Origin of the sequence: Rhizocola hellebori (assembly GCF_016862955.1) — a bacterium.
Classification (GTDB): Bacteria; Actinomycetota; Actinomycetes; order Mycobacteriales; family Micromonosporaceae; genus Rhizocola; species Rhizocola hellebori.
Genome location: NZ_BONY01000078.1, coordinates 23732 through 44385, shown reverse-complemented (window position 1 = coordinate 44385; position 20654 = coordinate 23732). Strand labels below are relative to the sequence as shown.

The 20654-nt window shown below is 66.7% G+C and carries 21 protein-coding genes; 11 read left to right on the top strand and 10 right to left on the bottom strand.

Annotation, left to right across the window (positions count from 1 at the left end; all coding sequences use genetic code 11):
• Positions 1–36: 36 nt before the first annotated feature.
• Positions 37–747, bottom strand: coding sequence for a DedA family protein (locus Rhe02_RS39425; RefSeq protein ID WP_203913602.1), 711 nt, complete (start codon positions 745–747; stop codon positions 37–39).
• Positions 748–766: 19 nt separating this feature from the next.
• A complete protein-coding gene (locus Rhe02_RS39420; protein ID WP_203913601.1) occupies positions 767–925 on the bottom strand; it encodes an Rv3202a family protein in 159 nt (52 codons plus the stop codon).
• 68 nt (positions 926–993) lie between these two features.
• On the opposite strand from Rhe02_RS39420, the gene Rhe02_RS39415 reads away from it, so the two are divergent.
• From Rhe02_RS39415 to Rhe02_RS39405, 3 genes are all read left to right on the top strand, one after another.
• Positions 994–1380, top strand: a complete 387-nt coding sequence (locus Rhe02_RS39415; RefSeq protein WP_203913600.1) for a phage holin family protein — start codon at positions 994–996, stop codon at positions 1378–1380.
• 78 nt (positions 1381–1458) lie between these two features.
• Entirely contained in the window at positions 1459–2481 is a 1023-nt protein-coding gene (fbaA, locus tag Rhe02_RS39410) for a class II fructose-bisphosphate aldolase (RefSeq protein WP_203913599.1), read from the top strand.
• A gap of 45 nt (positions 2482–2526) precedes the next feature.
• Positions 2527–3045, top strand: a complete 519-nt coding sequence (locus Rhe02_RS39405) for a hypothetical protein (protein WP_203913598.1) — start codon at positions 2527–2529, stop codon at positions 3043–3045.
• Here the strand turns inward: Rhe02_RS39405 and Rhe02_RS39400 are convergent.
• Entirely contained in the window at positions 3002–4195 is a 1194-nt protein-coding gene (locus tag Rhe02_RS39400; RefSeq protein ID WP_239124343.1) for an LOG family protein, read from the bottom strand. The two genes, Rhe02_RS39405 and Rhe02_RS39400, sit on opposite strands and share 44 nt — an antisense overlap.
• Before the next feature lie 25 nt (positions 4196–4220).
• Here Rhe02_RS39400 and Rhe02_RS39395 point away from each other — a divergent pair, with 25 nt between their 5' ends.
• A complete protein-coding gene (locus Rhe02_RS39395; RefSeq protein ID WP_203913597.1) occupies positions 4221–4634 on the top strand; it encodes a DUF3151 domain-containing protein in 414 nt (137 codons plus the stop codon).
• Between the two features lie 893 nt (positions 4635–5527).
• On the opposite strand, the gene Rhe02_RS50225 is transcribed toward Rhe02_RS39395, so the two are convergent.
• Together Rhe02_RS50225 and Rhe02_RS39385 are read right to left on the bottom strand one after the other, a co-directional pair.
• Positions 5528–7033 carry a MinD/ParA family ATP-binding protein gene (locus tag Rhe02_RS50225; protein WP_239124342.1) on the bottom strand — a complete coding sequence of 502 codons (1506 nt, stop codon included), beginning with the start codon at positions 7031–7033 and terminating at the stop codon, positions 5528–5530.
• Complete coding sequence (locus Rhe02_RS39385; protein WP_203913596.1) at positions 7030–7944, bottom strand: diacylglycerol kinase family protein; 915 nt, start codon at positions 7942–7944, stop codon at positions 7030–7032. Before Rhe02_RS39385 ends, Rhe02_RS50225 begins: the two co-directional genes overlap by 4 nt.
• Positions 7945–8020: 76 nt before the next feature.
• Between Rhe02_RS39385 and Rhe02_RS39380 the strand changes: the two genes are divergently transcribed.
• The 6 genes from Rhe02_RS39380 to purD all read left to right on the top strand — a co-directional run bounded on the left by Rhe02_RS39380 (position 8021) and on the right by purD (position 14729).
• A complete protein-coding gene (locus Rhe02_RS39380; RefSeq protein WP_203913595.1) occupies positions 8021–9325 on the top strand; it encodes an adenylosuccinate synthase in 1305 nt (434 codons plus the stop codon).
• Positions 9326–9416: 91 nt separating this feature from the next.
• On the top strand, positions 9417–10253 hold the full coding sequence (locus Rhe02_RS39375) for a MurR/RpiR family transcriptional regulator (RefSeq protein WP_203913594.1): 837 nt from the start codon (positions 9417–9419) through the stop codon (positions 10251–10253).
• 14 nt (positions 10254–10267) lie between these two features.
• Positions 10268–11683: an N-acetylglucosamine/diacetylchitobiose ABC transporter substrate-binding protein gene (gene ngcE / locus Rhe02_RS39370; RefSeq protein ID WP_239124341.1), complete on the top strand. Its 1416-nt coding sequence runs from the start codon at positions 10268–10270 to the stop codon at positions 11681–11683.
• 23 nt (positions 11684–11706) lie between these two features.
• Positions 11707–12612 (top strand): carbohydrate ABC transporter permease, encoded by a 906-nt coding sequence (locus tag Rhe02_RS39365; protein WP_203913593.1) that lies wholly within the window; start codon positions 11707–11709, stop codon positions 12610–12612.
• A gap of 13 nt (positions 12613–12625) precedes the next feature.
• Complete coding sequence (locus Rhe02_RS39360; RefSeq protein ID WP_203913592.1) at positions 12626–13492, top strand: carbohydrate ABC transporter permease; 867 nt, start codon at positions 12626–12628, stop codon at positions 13490–13492.
• A 7-nt stretch (positions 13493–13499) separates the two neighbouring features.
• Entirely contained in the window at positions 13500–14729 is a 1230-nt protein-coding gene (gene purD, locus Rhe02_RS39355) for a phosphoribosylamine--glycine ligase (protein WP_203913591.1), read from the top strand.
• A 38-nt stretch (positions 14730–14767) separates the two neighbouring features.
• Here purD and Rhe02_RS39350 read toward each other — a convergent pair whose 3' ends face one another.
• The 3 genes from Rhe02_RS39350 to Rhe02_RS39340 all read right to left on the bottom strand — a co-directional run bounded on the left by Rhe02_RS39350 (position 14768) and on the right by Rhe02_RS39340 (position 18097).
• Positions 14768–16315, bottom strand: a complete 1548-nt coding sequence (locus tag Rhe02_RS39350; protein ID WP_203913590.1) for an AMP-binding protein — start codon at positions 16313–16315, stop codon at positions 14768–14770.
• 107 nt (positions 16316–16422) lie between these two features.
• Positions 16423–17640: an acyl-CoA dehydrogenase family protein gene (locus Rhe02_RS39345; RefSeq protein ID WP_203913589.1), complete on the bottom strand. Its 1218-nt coding sequence runs from the start codon at positions 17638–17640 to the stop codon at positions 16423–16425.
• A 4-nt stretch (positions 17641–17644) separates the two neighbouring features.
• Positions 17645–18097, bottom strand: a complete 453-nt coding sequence (locus Rhe02_RS39340) for an SCP2 sterol-binding domain-containing protein (protein ID WP_203913588.1) — start codon at positions 18095–18097, stop codon at positions 17645–17647.
• Between the two features lie 110 nt (positions 18098–18207).
• Here Rhe02_RS39340 and Rhe02_RS39335 point away from each other — a divergent pair, with 110 nt between their 5' ends.
• On the top strand, positions 18208–18819 hold the full coding sequence (locus Rhe02_RS39335; RefSeq protein WP_373320774.1) for a TetR/AcrR family transcriptional regulator: 612 nt from the start codon (positions 18208–18210) through the stop codon (positions 18817–18819).
• Here Rhe02_RS39335 and Rhe02_RS39330 read toward each other — a convergent pair.
• A complete protein-coding gene (locus tag Rhe02_RS39330) occupies positions 18784–19920 on the bottom strand; it encodes a sensor histidine kinase (RefSeq protein ID WP_203913587.1) in 1137 nt (378 codons plus the stop codon). The two genes, Rhe02_RS39335 and Rhe02_RS39330, sit on opposite strands and share 36 nt — an antisense overlap.
• Positions 19917–20573: a response regulator transcription factor gene (locus tag Rhe02_RS39325; RefSeq protein ID WP_203913586.1), complete on the bottom strand. Its 657-nt coding sequence runs from the start codon at positions 20571–20573 to the stop codon at positions 19917–19919. The genes Rhe02_RS39330 and Rhe02_RS39325 overlap by 4 nt, the downstream gene beginning before the upstream one ends.
• Positions 20574–20654: the final 81 nt, after the last annotated feature.

The following is a 20654-nucleotide window of genomic DNA, read 5'->3' as shown; positions in this document are numbered from 1 at the left end:
GACGCCGGCGCGGCGCTGCGATTCTGGTGGGTGCGGTTAGATCTCGGCGGAGACCTTCGCGCGGCGCTTAGCTCTGCGCTCGCGGTAGATCTCGATGAAGATGGGGATGGCTGAGAGGAGGACGATGACGATGACGAACGGGATGATGTATTTGTCGATCTTGTCGGGCCCGCCGATCGCCTCGACCAGGGTGTCGGCTGTCAGGTAGCCGAGGATCAACAGGCCGTCCACCCAGAGCACCGCGCCGACGATGTTCCACACCAGGAACTGCCGCGCGGGCATGCCCAGGACCCCGGCGACCGGGTTCATGAAGGTGCGCACGATGGGGATGAAGCGCGCCAGCACGACCGCCCGCCGCGGGCCGAACTTCTGGAAATAGTGCTCGGCCTTGTGCACGTACTCCTGTTTGAAGAAGCGCGAATTCGGTTTGTCGAAGAGCTTGCGCCCGTAGCGCGCACCGAGCCAGTGGCCCAATTGGGCGCCGAGGATGGCGAAGATAGGCGCACCAATCAGCAATGCCCAGATGTTGAGCTGGATTCCCTGTGTGGAAAAGGCCGCGGAGGCCAGCACGCCGGCCACGAGGAGCAGCGAGTCCCCGGGCAGGAAGAAACCGATCATCAGCCCGGTTTCGGCGAAAAGGATAAACCACACCCCATACACCGCATAATCACCGAACAGCCGAAGCCAATCTTCTGGATTTAGCGGGTTGAAGGCGATGACATCGGCAACAGCGTGGATGGTGTTCACGAGCGCCAAGGGTAGCGGGTCAGACGTAGTCGTCCTCGTCCGCGGGGACAGGAATGGACTGCTCAATCGCGTCGGCCTCGGGCACCTCTAGCCCCACCGCTGGCGGCTCGAACTCCTCGTAGTCTGGCTCGACGGGGATGTTCTGCTCGTGCGCGTCACCTTCGGGAACCTCGGTCACCTCTTCACCGTAGGCGCGGAGCGCGCCATTCGCCAGCAGATGGTGCATTCGGTGGCGAAGATGAGTGCATGGGATTTCTGGTGCGCTGGCTGATCAACGCCGTCGCTCTCTGGGTGACCACCAAGGTGGTCTCCGGCATCGACATATCCGGGTCGACCACCGCGAAAAATCTGCTGACCCTGTTTCTGGTCGCGCTGATATTCGGTCTGGTGAACGCGATCATCAAGCCGATCGTCAAGCTGGTGGGCTGCATCTTCTACCTGCTCACCCTCGGGCTGATCTCCTTCTTCGTGAATGCCCTACTCTTCCTCTTAGTCGACTGGATCGCTGATCTGATCGACCTGCCCTTCCACATCGACGGCTTCTGGCCGGCGTTCTGGGGAGCGATCGTGATGGGCCTGGTGAGCTGGGCCATCAGCCTGGTCATCCCAGATCGCGTGGAGGGTAAGCAATAAGCAATACTCCAGATCGAGGATTTAGCGTGGGCACAGCGCGGTTGACCCACGCCGGTACTGCACGTTAGGAGCAGCTAGATGCCTGTTGCATCCCCCGAGGTCTATGCCGAGATGCTTGACCGCGCCAAGGCCGGCGCGTTCGCCTATCCGGCCATCAATGTCTCTTCCTCGCAAACGCTCAATGCTGCGCTGCAGGGCTTCGCCGAGGCTGGTAGCGACGGCATCATCCAGGTGTCGACCGGCGGTGCGGAATATCTGTCCGGCCCGACCATCAAGGACATGATCACCGGCTCGGTCGCCTTCGCCGCTTACGCTGTCGAGGTCGCCAAGAAGTACCCGGTGAACGTGGCCCTGCACACCGACCACTGCCCGAAGGACAAGCTGGACAAGTTCGTGCGGCCGCTGCTGGCGATCTCCGCTGAGCGGGTCAAGGCCGGGCAGGCGCCGCTGTTCCAGTCGCACATGTGGGACGGCTCGGCCGTGCCGCTGGGCGAGAACCTCGAAATCGCCGAGGAGCTGCTCGCGCTCACCGCGGCGGCGAAGGTGATCCTCGAGATCGAGGTCGGCGTGGTCGGCGGCGAAGAGGACGGCGTCGTCGGCGCCATCGACGAGAAGCTGTACACGACGGTGGAGGACGGGCTGGCGACAGTTGCCGCGCTTGGCTTGGGCGAGAAGGGCCGCTACATGGCGGCGCTGACGTTCGGCAATGTGCACGGCGTGTACAAGCCTGGCAACGTCAAGCTGCGCCCGGAGATCCTCAAGGACATCCAGGAGGCGGTCGCCGCGAAGTACGGCAAGGAGAAGCCGCTCGATCTCGTGTTCCACGGCGGCTCCGGCTCGCTGCTCACCGAGATCCGCGACGCCCTCGACTACGGCGTGGTGAAGATGAACGTCGACACCGACACGCAGTACGCCTTCACCCGCCCCGTGGCCGCGCACATGTTCGGCAACTATGACGGCGTGCTCAAGGTAGATGGCGAGGTCGGCAACAAGAAGGCGTACGACCCGCGGGCCTGGGGCAAGGCGGCCGAAGCGGGCATGGCCAAGCGAGTTGTGCAGGCGTGCGAAGATCTGCGTTCGGCTGGGACGTCGCTGAAGTAACTCGCGCCTCGTTGTCACGAATGTGGCGATGACAAGGCGGCTGGCGTGTTAGGCATCGAAGGCTACGAACCGGTATGGCATCACGATGCGAATGCGCTGGCCGCCGCGCACCGAGGCAGGTTTGCGCGGCTGATCGGGCAGCCGCTGGTCGGCTCGTGGCTGGTCTGGGACCTTGACGAGCAGACCTGGTTCACCGGCGGCCCGGTGGTTTTCGGTTTTCCCGATGCCAACGCCGAGGTGACCCACCGCAAGTTCGACGAATGCGCCATCAGCTGGGACACCATCGACATGCAGGCCTCGCTCGACTGGCCGGGCCTGCGCCTGGACTGGTGGGCCGACCCGCATCCGGCGATCCAGGCGGCGATCGGCCGGCCCCTGACCCGGGTCAGCGTCATCGAGCGGATCAGCCCCAACGCGTGGCGTCCCCATGTCCTGCACGCCATGGAGTTCTACTTCGGCGACATGCGGGTGGCCCTTTTCAACGCCATGGACGAGAACGGGCTCAATGGTGAGCCCGAGGTCAATCTCCCGGTGGGGTTTTGGCGTCGGATCCCGGTTGCGTGAGCAGGGCCGCGGCCTCCTGGACGTCGTCGGTCAGGTAGATCAGCCTGCGCTGATCGCCCAACGGCGATGCCTGCATGAGCGGGGCGAGGACCTTCTCGATGGGCAGCTCGTCGGTCCAGAACCGGCGACCGAGGAAGATGAACGGTCCAGACTCCTCGACCGTGCCGTAGAAGGTCATGGTCGCAGCCTGGAACACCTCCTGAACGGTTCCCGCCCTGCCCGGGGCGAAGACGATCCCGCCACGGGAGAGCTTGAGGATCATCTCTTCGCGGGAGGCGTTGCTGAACATCTTCCCGGCCTGCGCGGCGAACAGGTTCGCCGGCTCGTGTCCGAAGAACCAGGTGGGGATGGACAGCCCGCCTGAGCGCTGCCACGGCGGCTGCGGACGCAGCCGCTCGCGCACCGAAAGCGCTGCAGAGGTGTAGGCATCGGGGTCGTGAAAGTCGTTGGCGCGGGCCAGCTCGGCGATGCCTTCGTCGAGCGCTTCGCTGGCCAGTGTCGAGCAGTAGGAGCCGAGGTTGGCCGCTTCCATGACCCCCGGCCCACCTCCGGTCAGGATCAGCTTTCCTGCCCGCGTCAGCTCGCGCGCCAGCTCCGCCGCGGCTCGGTAACCGGGCGCTCCGCGTAGCTCGGCGTGTCCGCCCATGATGCCGACGATGCTTGCCCCGCCGTGTCCGGCGATCCAGGCCCCGGTCTCGTGGGCGAGGGCGTTGTCGATGCCGTGGTCGTGGATGCGCTGGGCGAGGGCTTCGCGCAGGTCCGGGTTGGCCCCGCCGTGCTGCACGTAGTGCCGGTAGACGCGGGTGTCGTACATGCCTTCGAACCCGCCAGGCTCGAACCCGCCGGCCAGGTCCTCGGCCCGGTACAGCCGGGACGGCTGGGTCGGATAGGGGGTGTCGATGAAGATCGGGATGACGTAAGCCCCGCGCCTGACCACGTCGGCCGCCTGTCCCGCGCCGAGCACGCAGCCGACGAAGAGAGTGCGGGTGACGGCTACCGCCGATAGATCGACATCGGTGAGGTTCAGCCCCTGCACGGTGATCTCGACCAGGCTTTCCCGTCGCAGATGGGCGGCCAGCTCTTCGTGCGATTCCACCTCGGACGGGCTGTGATCTATTGGGGTGATGACCTCGGGCATGGGTGTGGGCACCCGTCGAGTATGAATTAATGACCTAATGCGCGATCTGATGCCTCAGCCTCCGGCCACTCTGCTTCCCGACGATCCCGCCGTTCCGGCGCTTGAAAGCGGCCAGGACCCAGCTTCCGTCGCAGCCGAGTACCCGACCAGCAGTGCAGCCTGGGCTGCCCTCGCCCAGCGCGCCCTGGCCGCCGACGACAGCGTCACCGGCCACGTCGCCGCCTACGCCTTCGCCCGCACCGGCTACCACCGCGGCCTGGACCAGCTGCGCCGCTCCGGCTGGAAAGGCAGCGGCCCTGTTCCCTGGTCGCACGCGCCCAATCGCGGCTTCCTGCGCTCCCTGCACGCCCTCTCACTGGCCGCCGCAGCCATCGGCGAGGCCGACGAAGCGGCCCGTTGCGCCCAGTTCGTGCGCGACTGCGACCCGGCCGCCGCCGACGCCCTAGCCTGAAGCTCCAAGAACCCTTACCCCCCCTTCATATACGCCGCTGCGTCGTGGTCACCCGCCGTATCCTCCCGGGCGGCCACGAAGGCCCGTGCGTGGTCAAGCTCTGTTCACCCCCGGCGCCTCAGCCGCCCACCCCCACCCACTGCTTCCGCGGCACCTCCATCTCTGGATTAGGAGGGTGAGGCAGAGATGGAGCCGCCACGGAGACTCCCACCCCGACTCCGCGTGCGCCCTTCGCGCCTGCCCCTGGCCCCTGCGCCTGCCTTGGCCTCTGCGCCTGCCCCTGCGCCTTGGCCTCTGCGCCTGCCCCTGCGCCTGCCCCTTGCGCCTGCCTTGGCCCCTGCGCCTGCCTTGGCCCCTGCGCCTGCCCCTGCGCCTTGGCCTCTGCGGCCCCCTCCCGCCCGCCCTGAGGCCGGTGCGTGGTCAGGCTTTGGTCGCCAGCCGGCGGCTCTGCCGCCACTCCCACCTAACTGCTTGCGTGGCACCTCCATCTCTGGATTAGGAGGGTGAGGCAGAGATGGAGGTGCCGCGGAGACTTCCACCCGCCTGCGTCCTTCGCGCCTGCCCCCGGCGGCTCCGCCGCCGCCACCTACCTACTGGTTGTGTGGCAGCTCCGTCTCTGCGTCAGGAGGGTGAGGCAGAGATGGAGGTGCTGGCCCCTGGCGCCTGCGCGCCCGACGATCTGCCGGGTGCCGGGTGCCGGGTGCCGGGTGCCGGGTGCCGGGTGCCGGGTGCCGGGTGCCGGGTGCGATCTGCCGGGGTGCGGGGTGGGTGGGTGAGGTCGGCGGCGGAGCCGCCGGGGGGTGAAGGGTGACCACGCACGGGGGGTCGTGGCCGCCCGGGAGGATACGGCGGGTGACCACGACGGTGCGGCGTATGTGGCTTAAGGAAAGGGGTTATAGGCCTTCGGCGACCGCGGCGGCTACGGCCAGCCAGGCGTCCTGGGATTCGGCGGACAGGCGGGCGTAGTCGATGGGCTCGCCCGAGTCGAGCATGCGCTCGTAGGGGGCGGTGAGCACGGCTCGGGTTCGGGCGGCGAAGTGGCGTTCGATGGCTGGGATGTCCAGCTCTTTGCGGCTGGGCGGCATCGAGACGATGGTGACCGCTTGGCGGACAAGGCGTTGCCGGCCGGTCTGCTCGAGGTGGTCGAGCATGCGGGCGGCGGTTTCGGCCGAGTCGTTGCGGGCGGACATGGTGACGACGAGCTGGTCGGTGGCGTCGATGGCGGCCTGCCAGTTCTCGGCGCGCACATTGTTACCGGTGTCAACCATGATGAGCTTGTAGAAGCGGCTGACCACCTCGCGGATTTCGGCGAAGGCGTCGGCGGTGAGCATCTCGCCGGCGGTGGCGGACTCGTCGGAGGCAAGCACCTCGAACATGCCGTCGCCCTGCGCGCGGACGTATTGCGACAGGTCGCCCACGCGGCTGTTGACGCCCTGGAACTGATGCAGATCGCGCAGCAGGTCGCGCACTGTGCGGGAGTGGAAGTCCTGCTGCGAACGCATGCCGAGCGTGCCCTGGGTCTCGTTGTTGTCCCAGGCGAGCACATAGCCGCCGCGCTTGCGGCCGAACGTCATGGCGAGCAGGAGCACGGCACAGGTTTTACCGGCACCGCCCTTCGGGTTGACGATCGTGATCTGGCGCAGGCCGCCGAAGTTGCGGCGCACCAGGTCGGTCTGGCGGCGCAGCTCCTGCTCACGCTGGCCCGGGCTCAGATTGAGCAGGCCAAAGGTGCCCTTGCGGATAGCGGCCTGAACACCCATGTGCGCCACCGGGTCTGGCGGCCGGGTGGCGCGGCGGCGGGCGAACTCCTCGGCCGTCGGCAGGTAGACCTCGCCGGCTTGGGGAGGCAGCGGGATAGACGTTGGCGGGGCCGAAGGCATCTGCCGCGGCGCGGGCGCCGGCTGGGTGAAGGCGGGCGGCGGCACCGACATCGGCGGCGCGGGCTCGAAAGCGGGCCGGGCCGGGGGCGTCGTCTGATTGGCGGGCGGCCACGTGTGGTTGGGCGGAGTCTGTTCGGCGGCCGGTCGCGCGTTGACCGAGGGCGTCGGCGGCGGTGGGGCGCCCGGAGGCTGCAAAGGGGTCGGCCGCAGCGGGATTGGCGCGCTTGGCGGCGTCACCGGGATGGGTGGCGTGTTGTTGAGCGGGATCGCCGGTTGCTGGCGGGGCGGAGGTGGCGGCAGGCCGTTGCCCGGGTCGGTGGTCACCGGGCGAGGCGGTGCCGAATCGCCCAGCGGCTGCGGGCTGGACAGCGGAATGCCGGACGGCGGCCCGGAAACCGCGACCGGAACCCCGGCCAGAGGAGCGGGCGGGACCTGAGCTGAAGCTCTGTTCCCCGGCGCCTTGGACTCCTCGCCGGGCGGACCGGCGATCTCGTCTGGTGGCCACTCAAATTCCGTCATCGTTCTTCCTCCCGCCAGGCAGTGTAGACGGACCACGCGCCCGGTTCGATCCACCATGATCGCTTTCGCGTCAGCGTGCCCGGCACACCGTCCTCGAGGTACGGAAGCTCGGCCTCGTGCGGGGTGACGGCCACCGCGCGGCCGCTGGCCCGGCGCACCTCGAAGCGCATCCGCGGCTTGCCCAGCAGCGGCTTGTGGGTGACCGGCACCGCGATGGCGACATCGATCAGCCCGTCGTCGGGTTTGGGTCCAACGTGCAGCGGCAGGCCGTCCAAAGTGGAGGTCCCGCCGGCGTTGGCCACGCTCAGCGCCACGATCGGATCATTACCCTCGCTCAACACCGCGTCGTCAACCTCGATCCGCCCGCGCCAGGCAACCGGCGTGCCCTGTTCGTTGGTTCCCCCGAGCAGTACCCCGTCGAGCGTCACCGAACCCCCATCGTGCCGAAGAAGATCGAGACGCCGGATCTGCCGGCCGAGGACGGCGGCGGCCACCTCCGCCGGGGTCCGGGGCAAGCCGAGGCCGGTGACCAGGCTGGTGTCGGCGAGCGGGAGCACAGCGATGGTGGGCAGGTCGGGGATGGTGCGGTTGGTGGCGATGTCGTCGGGCCGCTTCGACGGCGGCGGCGCGTAGCGGCGGACCAGACGCCGGATCACATGGCGAAGCTGCCCATCGCTCTCGATCGCTACGACGAGCCGGGTCTTGGCATCGTCATCTGGGAAGACTAGCCCGTCCGGCCGAGGCGGGCCGTCCAGGCGGCTGAGCACCTCATCGATCTCGTGGTCGGATCCGGCGACGAATGTTTCCACGCGTGCGCCCGCCTCCCGCAGGGTATCGGCGCAGTGCAGCACCGCTACCCGCGTGCCGCACTCACCACCGTCGACCAGGCTCAATACGAGAACGTCGTGCACCCCTGCGATCCTTTCGCTGTTAGCCTGACAACCTTGGTGGCACCTATATGGGGTGCCCGCCAGGAAGGCGAGAAGGATGCCAGCGATCGTGCTTCTCGGCGCTCAATGGGGCGACGAGGGCAAAGGCAAGGTTACCGACCTGCTCGGATCTCGAGTGGACTACGTCGTCCGCTTCTCGGGCGGCAACAACGCCGGCCATACCGTGGTCACTCCGGATGGCCAGAAGTTTGCGCTTCACCTCATGCCCAGCGGGGCCTTGCACCCGAATGCGGAGATTGTTCTCGGCAACGGCGTCGTCATCGACCCGAAGGTGCTGCTGGCCGAGATCGATGGGCTGACCGAGCGGGGCGTGGACGTGTCGCGCCTGCTCATCTCCGCCGACGCGCACCTGGTGATGCCCCATCATCGGGCGCTCGACCGGGTGGTCGAGCGGTATCTGGGCACGGCCCGGATCGGCACCACCGGGCGCGGGATCGGCCCGGCCTACGGCGACAAGGTGGCCCGGATGGGCATCCGCGTGCAGGATCTGCTCGACCCGGGCATCCTGCGTCAGAAGCTCGAGCTGGTGCTGCGGGAGAAGAACCAGATCCTGTTCAAGGTCTACAACCGCAAAGGGTTCGACGTCGACGCGGTGGTGGAGGAATACCTCACCTACGCCGAGCGCCTCAACCCGTTCATCGCCGACACCCGGCTCATTCTCAACAAGGCGCTGGAGCAGGGTAAGACCGTGTTCATGGAGGGCGCCCAGGCCACGCTGCTTGACCTGGACCACGGCACCTATCCCTTCGTCACCTCGTCCAACCCGACCGCGGGCGGCGCTTGTGTGGGCACGGGCATCGCCCCGACCCGGATCACCCGGGTGATCGGGGTCATCAAGGCCTACACGACCCGGGTCGGGGCGGGGCCGTTCCCGACCGAGCTGAATGACGAAATGGGTGAGCACCTGCGCAAGACCGGCGGCGAGTACGGCACCACGACCGGCCGTCCCCGGCGCTGCGGCTGGTTCGACGCGGTCATCGCGCGCTATGCGGTGCGGGTCAACGGCATCACCGACCTCGTGGTCACCAAGCTCGACATCCTCAGCGGCCTGGAGCAGGTTCCGGTCTGCGTGGGCTACGAGGTCGACGGCGAGCGGCTCGACGAGATGCCGATGACCCAGACCGCTTTCCATCACGCCAAACCGGTCTATGAGTACCACCCGGGTTGGTGGGAGGACATTTCGAAGGCGCGGCACTTCGCCGAGCTGCCAGAGAATGCGCAACGTTACATTCAGCGGCTGGAAGAGTTGTGCGGAACCCGGATTAGCATGATCGGTGTCGGCCCAGGCCGCGAAGAAAACGTTATTAGACACGACATGCTGGCCGATTCGCCAACGAACTGATCACGGTTTATCAGTAAGGGTTGACAACAGTAGAGGCGCTCTGGTCTAGTCCGGTCTAGACATCAACTTGTGAAGACCGGGTGGCATTTCCATGGGCGAACGTGAGGCACAGGGCGCCAGCGTCCTCGCGCTTTTGCGTTCCCAGCTGCCCGGCTACACGGGAGCGCTGCAGCGTGTGGCGACACACGTGCTGTCAGACCCGCAGCGTGCCGCGAGAGCCACCATCGTCGAGCTGGCCGAGCGATCCAGCACCTCGCCGGCCTCGATCACCCGATTCTGTCGTGCCCTCGGCTTCGACGGGTACGCCGACCTGCGCCTGGCGCTGGCCGGAGAAACCGGCCCGGCCGCGCAAGCCGCGGGCTGGTCGGAGGACATCGGGCGGGAGATCGAGCCCGGCGATTCGCTGGAACGCGTACTCGGCCAGATCATGGCGGCCGACACCCAAGCCATGCGGGACACGGCCGCAATGCTCGACCTCGGTGAGGTCGAGCGTGCCGCCGATGCCATCGCGCGGGCCAACCGAATTGACATCTATGGCGCGTCGGGTTCCGCGCTGGTTGGCGCGGAGATGCAGTTCTCCCTCAACCGGCTCGGCCTGGCCGCGTGGTCCTGGCCCGATGTCCACAATGGACTGGCCAGCGCCGCCTTACTCACGTACAACGACGTAGCGATCGGAATCTCCCACTCGGGTCACACCCGGGAGACCGTGGAAATGCTGGCCGAGGCGGGCTCCCGGGGCGCGGTCACCATCGCGCTCACGGGCTATGCCACCTCGCCCCTTGCCGAATTAGCCGATCTGGTCCTGCGTACCGCATCGCAGCCGACCACGTATCGGCCGGATGCGCTGTCCGCACGGCATCCCCAACTTGTGGTCCTTGACCTGCTTTATATCGGGGTCGCGCAAAGGACCCAGGCACACCCCATCTGAATGGAGATTGAAAAATGGAAAAGGATCTGACCCGCCGGTCAGTGCTGCAGCGCTCCGCTGCGGCAGGCCTCATGGCTGTCCCGGCCGCAGGCCTGCTCTCGGCATGTGTCGGCGCGAAGGACGAGGCCCCCAAGGATGACAACGCGGGCACCGTCACCGCGACGAACCCGTTGGGCGTGAAGGAAGACGCCGAGGTCGAGGTGGTCATCTTCAACGGTGGCCTGGGTACCAAGTACGCCACCGACGTCCACATCCCCTCATACAAGAAGCTGTTCCCCAAGGCGAACGTGAAGTTCTCGCAGACCGAAGAGATCTCCACGGTGCTCACCCCCCGGTTCTCCAGCAACACCCCGCCGGACATGGTGAACAACGCCGGTTCCAAGCTGATGGACCAGGGCAAGCTCGTTGGCGCCGGCCAGGTCGCCGACCTGTCCGACCTGTTCGAGGCGCCGTCGCTGGACATCCCGGGTAAGAAGGTCAAGGAGACCCTCGTCCCCGGAACCATCGAGCAGGGCACGTACAAGGGCAAGCCCTACGTGCTCAACTACGCGTTCACCGTCTTCGGCATGTGGTACTCGTCGAAGCTGTTCAAGGACAACGGCTGGACCGCGCCGAAGACCTGGGCCGAGTTCACCACTCTGCTCGACGCGATGAAGGCCAAGGGCATCACCGGTTACGCCTACGCCGGCGCGAACGCGTCCTACTACCAGTACCTGGTCATCCTCACCACCGCCGCGAAGATCGGTGGCGCGGACATCCTGAAGAACATCGACAACCTTCAGGCCAACGCGTGGAAGGACCCGGCCGTCCTCCAGGCTGCCAAGCTGTGGGGCGAGATCGGTGCCAAGTACATGGACAAGGCGCACCTGTCGCTGAAGCACACCGAGGTTCAGCTGCAGCAGAACCAGTACAAGGTGGGCTTCTACCCGTCCGGGTCGTGGCTGGAGAACGAGCAGGCCAAGGACACCCCGGCCGGCTTCGACTACAACGTTGCCGCGCTGCCGGCGGCGACCGCCTCGGACAAGCTCCCGGCCAACGCCATCTACGCGGCTGCCGGCGAGATGTACTTCGTCGCGTCCAAGGGCAAGAACGTGCGCGGTGGCAAGGAGTACCTGCGCCACATGCTCTCCAAGGAGGGTGCACGCAAGTTCACCGAGCTGACCAAGGTGCTCACCGTGGTTCAGGGCTCGACCGAGGGTCTGACCCTTTCCCCGGGCCTGGCTTCGTCGAGCAAGGCGCTTGCCGACGCGGGTGCCAACAACTTCAGCTTCCGCTGGGACTCCTGGTACAAGAAGATGGACGACGAGTGCCGTAGCGCCACCAACGAGCTCATGTTCCAGGGTGGCACGGCGGACAAGTTCGTGCAGCGCATGCAGGCGGTCGCCGACGCGGTCAAGGCCGATTCGTCGATCGAGAAGTTCGAGCGCTAGGCCGAGAGCGGAGTAGCTGGATTATGCGGCACGGCAGATATCCGTTTGTCTTAGGTTTTCTCGTCGCCCCGGTCGTTCTTTACACGATCTTCGTGTTCTATCCGATCACCCAATTGGTGTTCGTGGCGACCACGAACTGGAGCGGCCTGTCTCCCGACTTCGACAACGTCGGGCTGGAGAACTTCGAGAAGATCTGGCAGGACAGCACGTTCTGGCAAGCGGTGCAGCATCACCTGATGCTGCTGATCGCCCTGCCGCTGATCACTATCGCCCTCGCCCTGTTCTTCGCGTTTCTGTTGAACATGGGCGGGGGCACCCGTGGCGGTGTCATGCAAGGGGTCTGGGGGTCGAAGTTCTACCGCGTGGTGTTCTTCCTCCCCCAGGTTCTCGCGGTGGTCATCGTCGGAGTCATCTTCTCCCGGGTTTACGGGCCCGACCAGAGCGGCATCATCAACCGGTTGCTGAGTTTTGTCGGCATCGAGCGGGTTCTCTTCATGTCCGACTACGGCATGTGGGCGATCCTCGGAGTGCTTGTCTGGCAAGCGGTTGGCTTCTATGTCGTGCTCTTCTCGGCCGGCATGTCGTCGATCCCGGCGGACCTCTACGAGGCGGCCGTGCTGGATGGCGCGAGCCGCATCACCATCTTCTTCCGGGTGACCATCCCGCTGCTGTGGGAGACGATCCGGGTGGCCTGGGTCTATCTGGGCATCCTGGCCTTCGACGCCTTCGCACTGGTGATGGTGCTCAGCATCGAGCAGGGCGGGCCTGACGGCGCCACCGCCGTGCTGCCGGTGCTCATCTACAAGCAGGGCATCCGGGAGTCGGAGTACGGCTACGCCTCGGCGCTCGGTGTCTCGCTCTTCCTGCTGACCATCACTTTCGCGATCTTGGCCCTGCGGGCCGGTCGGCGCGAAGCCGTCGAGCACTGAACGGGAGCCGCAGATGTCTATCCTCGACAAGAAAACCAAGCGCGAGATCCGGGTCCTGAGCGGCTTCGGCCACGTGTCGCTGGCCATATGGGCGCTGATCATCCTGTTCCCGCTGGGGTTCGCGTTCCTGGCCGCCTTCAAGAGCAACACCGAAATCTTCATCGGTAACCCGTTCGGGCTACCGAGCAACTGGGACTTCGCCTCCTTCGGCCGCGCCTGGTCAGAGGCGAACATCGGCACCTACTTCATCAACAGCATCATCGTGGTCAGCGCGTCGACCTTCGGCACGATGCTGCTTGGTGCTATGGCTGCCTATGTTCTGGCCCGCTATGACTTCTTCGGCAACCGCGCCATCTACTACTACTTCGTGGCCGGTCTGGCCTTCCCGGTCTACGTGGTGCTGACGCCGCTCTACCTTGTGGTGCAAAACTTCGGCCTGCTTGGTACCCACACCGGCCTGATCCTGGTCTATATCGCTTACTCGCTTCCGTTCACGATCTTCTTCCTGGCCGCCTTCTTCAAGACGCTGCCCAACGCGGTGGCGGAAGCGGCGATGATCGACGGTGCCTCACACACCAAGCTCTTCTTTCGGGTGATGTTGCCGATGGCCAAACCCGGGCTGGTGAGCATCACGATCTTCAACATCATCGGCCAGTGGAACCAGTACGTGCTTCCCGTCGCGCTGCTTCCCGGTGGCGACGCGCAGAGCAAATGGCTGCTGACGCAGGGCATCGCCAGCATCTCGACCTCGGCCGGCTACCAGGCGGACTGGGCCGCTCTGTTCGCCGCGCTGACCATCGCCATCATTCCGATGATCATTGTGTACGCGTTGTTCCAGCGCCAGATCCAGTCGGGGCTCACCGCGGGGGCAGTGAAATAATCGGTGGGTGCGAGTTCTGCTTATCGGCACGGGCGGGCGCGAACATGCGCTCGCCCGCGCTCTTTCCCGCGACCCTTCCGTCTCCGAGCTGATCGCCGCGCCCGGTAACCCCGGCATCGCTTCGGAGGCGACGCTCGCCAGCGTCGATCCCTTGGACCCGCTCGCCGTGGCCGACCTTGCCCTGCATCGCAATGTTGATCTTGTGGTCGTCGGGCCCGAAGCCCCATTGGTTGCCGGTGTGGCCGATGCCGTGCGGGCAAAGGGCATTCCGGTCTTCGGCCCGTCCGCTGCCGCGGCGCAGCTTGAGGGCTCCAAGGACTTCGCGAAGCAGATCATGAACGCGGCCGGGGTACCGACCGCGCGTTCGTTCACCTGCACCACACCGTCGCAAGTAGACGAAGCCCTCGCCGCGTTCGCGCCGCCCTATGTGGTGAAGAACGACGGCCTTGCCGCGGGCAAAGGCGTCGTCGTCACCGACGACCTCGAGGCGGCTAGGGCCCACGCGCTCGACTGCGGACGCGTCGTCATCGAGGAGTATCTGGACGGGCCCGAGGTATCCCTCTTCGTCGTCTGCGACGGCGAAACCGCCGTCCCGTTCCTGCCTGCGCAGGACTTCAAACGGGTGCGCGACAACGACGAGGGCCCCAACACCGGCGGCATGGGCGCCTATACGCCGCTGCCCTGGGCCCCGCCCTTGTTGGTGGAAACGGTGATGGCGCAGGTGGTCCAGCCGACGCTTGCCGGGCTTGGCTTCCCGTTCCAAGGCGTGCTCTATGTGGGGCTCGCGCTGACCGCGCAGGGCCCGAAGGTGATCGAGTTCAACGTGCGCTTCGGCGACCCGGAAATCCAAGCGCTGCTTGAGCTTTTGGAGACACCGCTGGGCGGGCTGCTATACGCGGCGGCGACGGGCAAGCTGGCCCAGCATCCGCCCCTGCGCTGGCGCGACGGGGCTGCCGTGGTGGTGGTCATCGCCAGCGAGGGCTACCCGGAGAACCCGCGTTCGGGCGACCCGATCGAGGGCGCGGAAGGTTTGCTGCACGCGGGAACCCGGCTCGATGCCGACGGCGTCCTGCGCAGCGCGGGCGGCCGCGTGCTCTGCGCCACCGGCTCCGGCCCCGACCTGGCCGCCGCGCGCACCGCCGCTTACGACCTCGCCGCGAAGGTGAGCCTGCCCGGCTCCCACTACCGCACCGACATCGCGCTCGCCGCGGCCGAAGGCACGCCGCCTACACCGTGACGCGGCGTTCAGGCGCGGGGGTGAGGGCGTGCGGGGCGTTAGAGGGAGCGGAGCACGCGGGGGATGACTTTGCCGGTTGCGGTGCGTGGAAGCTCTTCGAGGAAGAGGACGTCGCGAGGAACGCTGAAGCGCGCGAGGTAGTGCCTGACGTATTCGCGAACCTCGTCGGCTTCGAGCCGCTGGCCCGGGTGTAGCACCAGGTAGGCCGCGAGCCGCTGGCCGAAATCTGCGTCGGGGACGCCGATCACGGCCACCTCGCGCACCTGCGGCAGTTTGGCCAGGAGTTCCTCGACCGGTCGGGGAAAGACGTTCTCGCCGCCGGAGACCACCATGTCGTCGGCGCGGCCGTCGACGTAGAGCAGCCCGTCACCATCGATGTGCCCGAGATCGCCGGTGCCGAGCAACCCGTCGCGCAGGTCGTGGTCCTCGTTGCCGGTGTATCCCTCGAAGAGCATCTCGTTGCCCACGTAGATCTGGCCGATCTCGCCCTGCGGGACAGGCCTTCCCGCCCGGTCCAGGATGACGACGCGGGTGCCGTGCGGCGGCCTTCCCGCGGTGCCGGGATCCTTGCGCAGATCCAGTGGGGTGGCGATGGAGGCCCAGGAGGCCTCGGTCGAGCCGTAGAGGTTGTAAAGCGAGTCACCCCAGTGGTCCATGAAGGCGGTGGCAAGCCCGCCTGGAAGGGCGGAGCCACTCACCGCCACCACCGCCGGTGGGTTAGCCGGTTTAAGTCCAGACTCCATAAGCCTTTGCAGCATGACTGGTACCGCGAAAAGCGAATCGCAACGGAAGCGGTCCACGGCTTCGACCGTGGTGGCGGGCTCGAATCGCCGCTGCAGCACAATGGTCACCCTCATCGCGAGGGCGAGCTGCAGCGCCGCATAGCCCCAGGTGTGGAAGATCGGCGCGGCTATGAGCATCCTGCCTCCCACCCGCAGCGGGATGCGATCGATGATGCTGGTGAGCGGGCCGAATCCGGCGGGGGTGGGGCGACGGGCGCCCTTGGGCGCGCCGGTGGTGCCCGAGGTGAGCACAATCATGCGGCCGGCCGGGGAACAGTGGAAACCGGGCGGGGTGGGGGTGTTCACCACCAGAGCCTCCACAATGGACTCGTCCAGCCGTTCGCAATCGGCGGCCGCCGCCAGCGGGGCGAACTCGCGATCGTGCAGGAGCAGGCGCAGCTTCTGTTGTTCGGCGACTGCGGCGAGCTGGGGGGCGGACAGCGCCGTGTTCACGAGAACGGCGTCGGCGCCCAGGATCGAGCAGGCGACCATGGCCTCGAGGAAACCCGCGTGGTTGCGGCACAGCAGGCCCACCCGGTCGCCCTCTTTCACGCCCCTGGTGGCGCTCAAACCCGCGGCGAGCCGCTGCGCGCGACGCAGCAGGACCCGGTAGCTCACCGGCCCGCGCTGCTCGTCGATCACGGCGGCCTTGTGCGGATCGCGGGCCTCCGCGGCCCGCAGCTCGGCGGCGAGGGTGAAGCCGTGGCGGCGGAACGTTTTGAGCTGATCGATGACACGATCAGGGCGGCCCGGGTGCAACAGGCCGCGGCGCGCAAGCGTCTTGCCGATGAACAACAGGTCCACGGCGGGGATATTACTAGCCGGTAATGTTGCCGGCTAGGCCTTGGAGTTCTCCCTTGGCGGATCCGCGGTGTTGGCGGTCCGCCGGGAGAACTCCTTGGCCTAGTAACTCAACGTAGTTGTGCTCCACTTATCGCACGGGCGATCACCAGGCGCTGGATCTCGCTGGTGCCTTCGAAAATGGTGTAGATCTTCGCGTCCCGGTACCACCGCTGGACCGGATGTTCGCGGACATACCCGGCCCCGCCGAGCACCTGAACCGCCTTCTCGGTCACCGCGACCGCGACCTCGCCCGCCTTGAGCTTGGACATCGAACCCTCACCCGCGGCGAACGGGCGATTGTTCTTGCCCATCCAGGCCGCCCGCCACACCAGCAGCCGTGCGGCGTCGATCTCCATGCGCATGTCGGCCAGGGTGAACGCGATCGCCTGGTTCTCCACGATCGGCCGCCCGAACTGGACCCGCGTCTTGGCATAGTCGAGCGCGTATTCGTACGCGGCCCGGGCGATGCCCAGGGCCTGTGCGCCCACCGAGGGCCGGGTCAGCTCGAAGGTCCGCATGCTCGCCGAACCCTTGGCGCTCTTGCCTTCGCGTACCGACGCCAGCCGCTCTTCGAGCTTCTCGCGGCCGCCGAGCACCAGGTGGCCCGGGATCCGCACATCGTCGAGGAAGACGTCGGCGGTGTGCGAGGCTCGGATGCCCAGTTTCTTCGTCTTGCCGGGCGAGCTCAGTCCCTTGGTACCAGGCGGAATAATGAATGCGGCCTGACCTCGTGAGCCCAGGGCCGGATCGATGACCGCCGTGACCACGTGCACGTTGGCGATGCCGCCGTTGGTCGCGTAGGTCTTCTGTCCATTGAGGACCCATTCGTCGTTGGCCTCGTCGTAGACCGCGCGGGTGCGCATGGCCCCAACATCCGAGCCGGCTTCCGGCTCGGTGGAGCAGAACGCGCCCACCTTCGGATCCTCAGGCGTGCCAAAGCATTGCGGCACCCACTCGACCATCTGTTCGGGCGTCCCGCTGCCGTAGATGGCGGCTACCCCGAGGGCGGTGCCCATGATGGCAAGGCCGATGCCGGCGTCACCCCAGAACAGCTCCTCGGTGGCCAGGACCATCGACAGACCGGTCGGGTCGGCCCAGGTGTTGGCCAGGTACTCGAAGCTGTAAAGACCGATCTTGGCGGCCTCTTGGATGACCGGCCAGGGCGTTTCCTCGCGCTCATCCCACTCAGCGGCGGCCGGGCGCACGACCTCTTCGGCGAAGCCGTGCACCCAGTCACGCAGCTCCCGCTGTTCCTCGCTGAGATCGAGGGAAAACTCAGCGGACACGATGTCAGGCCTTCGGGATGTTGAACAGGTTGGCGATGTTGGCCGCCAGGCCCAGGTCGCCCTTGGCCTTCAGCTTGCCCGTCATGAACATCATCGTGGGGTTGCCGGTGCCCGAGACCACCTTGAGGAACTCGGCCGGGCCCATGGTCAGGGCCAGCTTCGGCTCGTTCTCGGGGGTTTCCGAGAGCTTGCAGGCGCCGTCGGCGATGACGATTTCGTAAGTGTCGCTGCCGCCGTCAGGGCGTCCCGTGATGATCCAGTGGATCACGGCGCTGGTGCTGCCGGCCCGGTCGGCGCGGAACAGCGAGGGCATGCGGCCGAAGACCTCATCGAGGATCTTCTGCCGATGGTCACTGGTCATGACCTCGTTGAGCTGCGCGTCTGAGGCACCCTTGACGAGCTGGGCGAACTGCGCCGGATCGACGTTGTCAAATTGCGATAGATCGAAGTCAGACACGACAACCTCCCTTTCTGAGATAACTTACTCGCGCGTAACCTTACGGCCCGGTAGGTAAGCTGGCAAGCGTGCAGAGCAAGAGACTTCCCCGCGCGGTGCGCGAGCAGCAGATGCTGGACGCTGCCGTGCGCGTGTTCTCCGAGCGTGGCTTCCACGCCGCGAACATGGACGAGATCGCGGAGCTGTCGGGGGTCTCCAAGCCGATGGTCTACGCCTACCACGGCACCAAAGAAGAGCTCTTTCTCAGCTGTCTGCGCCGCGAATCGGAGCGGCTGATGGAACGCATCCTCGCCGCGTCCGATGCCACACTCCCGCCCGATGAGCAGCTTTGGCGTGGCATCAAGGGTTTCTTCGAGTTCGTCGGGGCGCACCGCGACGGCTGGTCGGTGCTGCATCGCCAAGCCCGTTCCCTGGAGCCCTTCGCGGGCGAGCTGGCTGGAATGCGCAAAGCCCTGGTACAGCTGATCGCGCACCGGCTCGACGTCGCGCTGCAGAAGGAAGGCCGCCAGGTTCGCCCCGACGATCTGACCTCGATGGCCCTATCGCTCGTAGGCGCAAGCGAGTCGCTGGCGGACTGGCTCTCCGCACACCCCGACGAAGACCCGGCCCGCACGGCCACCCGCCTGATGAACGCGGTCTGGATGGGCGCGGGCCAGCTACTACACGGCCACACCTGGAAGCCCCCGCTAGATGAGCGCGGTAACCACCAGGCCGCCGCCTGAGCGGGGGGCGGCGGTTACTTTTCCGCTGTGGGCGGTGGCGATGGCGCGCACGATGGAAAGCCCGAGTCCGAGGCCGCGGGTGGCGATCGCGCCGGCCCGCTCCTGGCCGAGGCGGCGGAAGGGCAAAAAGATGGTTTCTATCTCGTACCGGGGAACCTCCGGCCCGGAGTTGGCGACGATGAGCCGGGCCCGTCCGTCCACTGTGGACGTCTCTACCCGGATCCAGCCCTCCTGCGGCACGTTGTGTTTGACCGCGTTCTCGATGAGGTTCTGCACCAGCCTTTCGAGCAGGACAGGATCGCCGTGGCAGGGTGCGGGCTCGAGCAGGCGGGTGACCCGCGAGGCGTGCATCGGCACCGATTTGAGGACGTGCTCGCAGACGTCGGCGAGGTCGAGCGGGGTCCGTTCGGTGATCTCCGACTCGCTGTCGGCCAGCATGAGCAGGCCGTCGATGAGCTTCTCGTGCCGTTCGTTCACCTTGAGCAGGGCCTCGCCGAGTTGCTGCGCGTCGGGGCTCGCTCCCGAGCGGGTGATGGCCAGTTCTACGAGCGCGCGGTTGAGTGCCAGCGGGGTGCGCAGCTCGTGCGAGGCGTTGGCCACGAAGCGGCGCTGGCCGTCGAAGCTGTTGTCGAGCCGGGCCAGCATCTGGTCGAAGCTGTCGGCCAGCTGCTTGACCTCGTCGCGGGGGCCGTCGAGGGCGATGCGCTCGTGCAGACCCCGGCCGCTGTGGGCTATTCGGCTCGCCGTGTCGGTGATCTGCTGCAACGGTTGCAGCGCTTTGCCGGCCACGAGCCAAGCGAGGGCTGCCGCTATTCCGAGGATCAGCAAAAGCGCCACGCCGCCCTGGGTGAGCAGAGTGGTCAGAGTGGTCTCACGGACAGAATCGATCTGCTGGACGAAAATCTTGTCGATCGCCTGACGGTCTTCCATCGGCAGCTGGAAGGCTTCGCCGGCTATGCCGGTCGCACCTTTGAAGACCGCGGTCTTGGGCAGCTGCCGTTCCACGAGCACATAGGTGACAGCGAGCAGGACGGCGCCGGCCGCTGTGAACAGGGCGGTGTAGAGCAGGGTGAGCCGGGCGCGAATGGTCAGGCGCTTCATGCGATGCGGTACCCCACTCCCTGTACCGTCTCGATGAGCTGCGGCTCGCCGAGCTTCTTACGCAGCTTCATCACGGTCACCCGGACGGTGTTGGTGAACGGATCGATGTGCTCGTCCCAGACCTTTTCCAGCAGATGTTCGGCGGAGACCACGGTGCCCTGGGCTCGCAGCAGCTCGGCGAGCACGCCGAACTCCTTGAGCGACAAGGGAAGAAACGTGCCGTCGCGGGTGGCTTCGTGCCGCGCGGGGTCGAGCCGCAGGCCGGCCCGTTCCAGCTGTGGCGGCGTCATCGCCGAGGCGCGCCGGGCCAGGGCGTGGACCCGGGCCGCCATCTCCACCATCGCGAAAGGCTTGACCAGATAGTCGTCCGCGCCCAGGGCGAGCCCGGCCACGCGGTCTCGGACTGCGGCCGCGGCGGTGAGCATGAGCACGCGGGTGGGCGAGCCGCCGTCGACTATCGAGCGGCACAGATCGTCCCCGCTCACGCCGGGCAGATCCCGGTCAAGCACCACCACGTCATAGCTGTGCACGCCGATCCGCTCCGACGCCGCGTCGCCGTCATACACGACATCGACGGCGAAGGCCTCCCGCCGCAGCCACTCCGCCACCGCGTCGGCCAGAACATCCTCGTCCTCCACCACCAGCACCCGCACCGCACCATGATGGCGGGCAAGGGGATAACGGCCGCATAAATACCCAGGATTGACAGCGAGGACACAGGTGATCTTTATGTG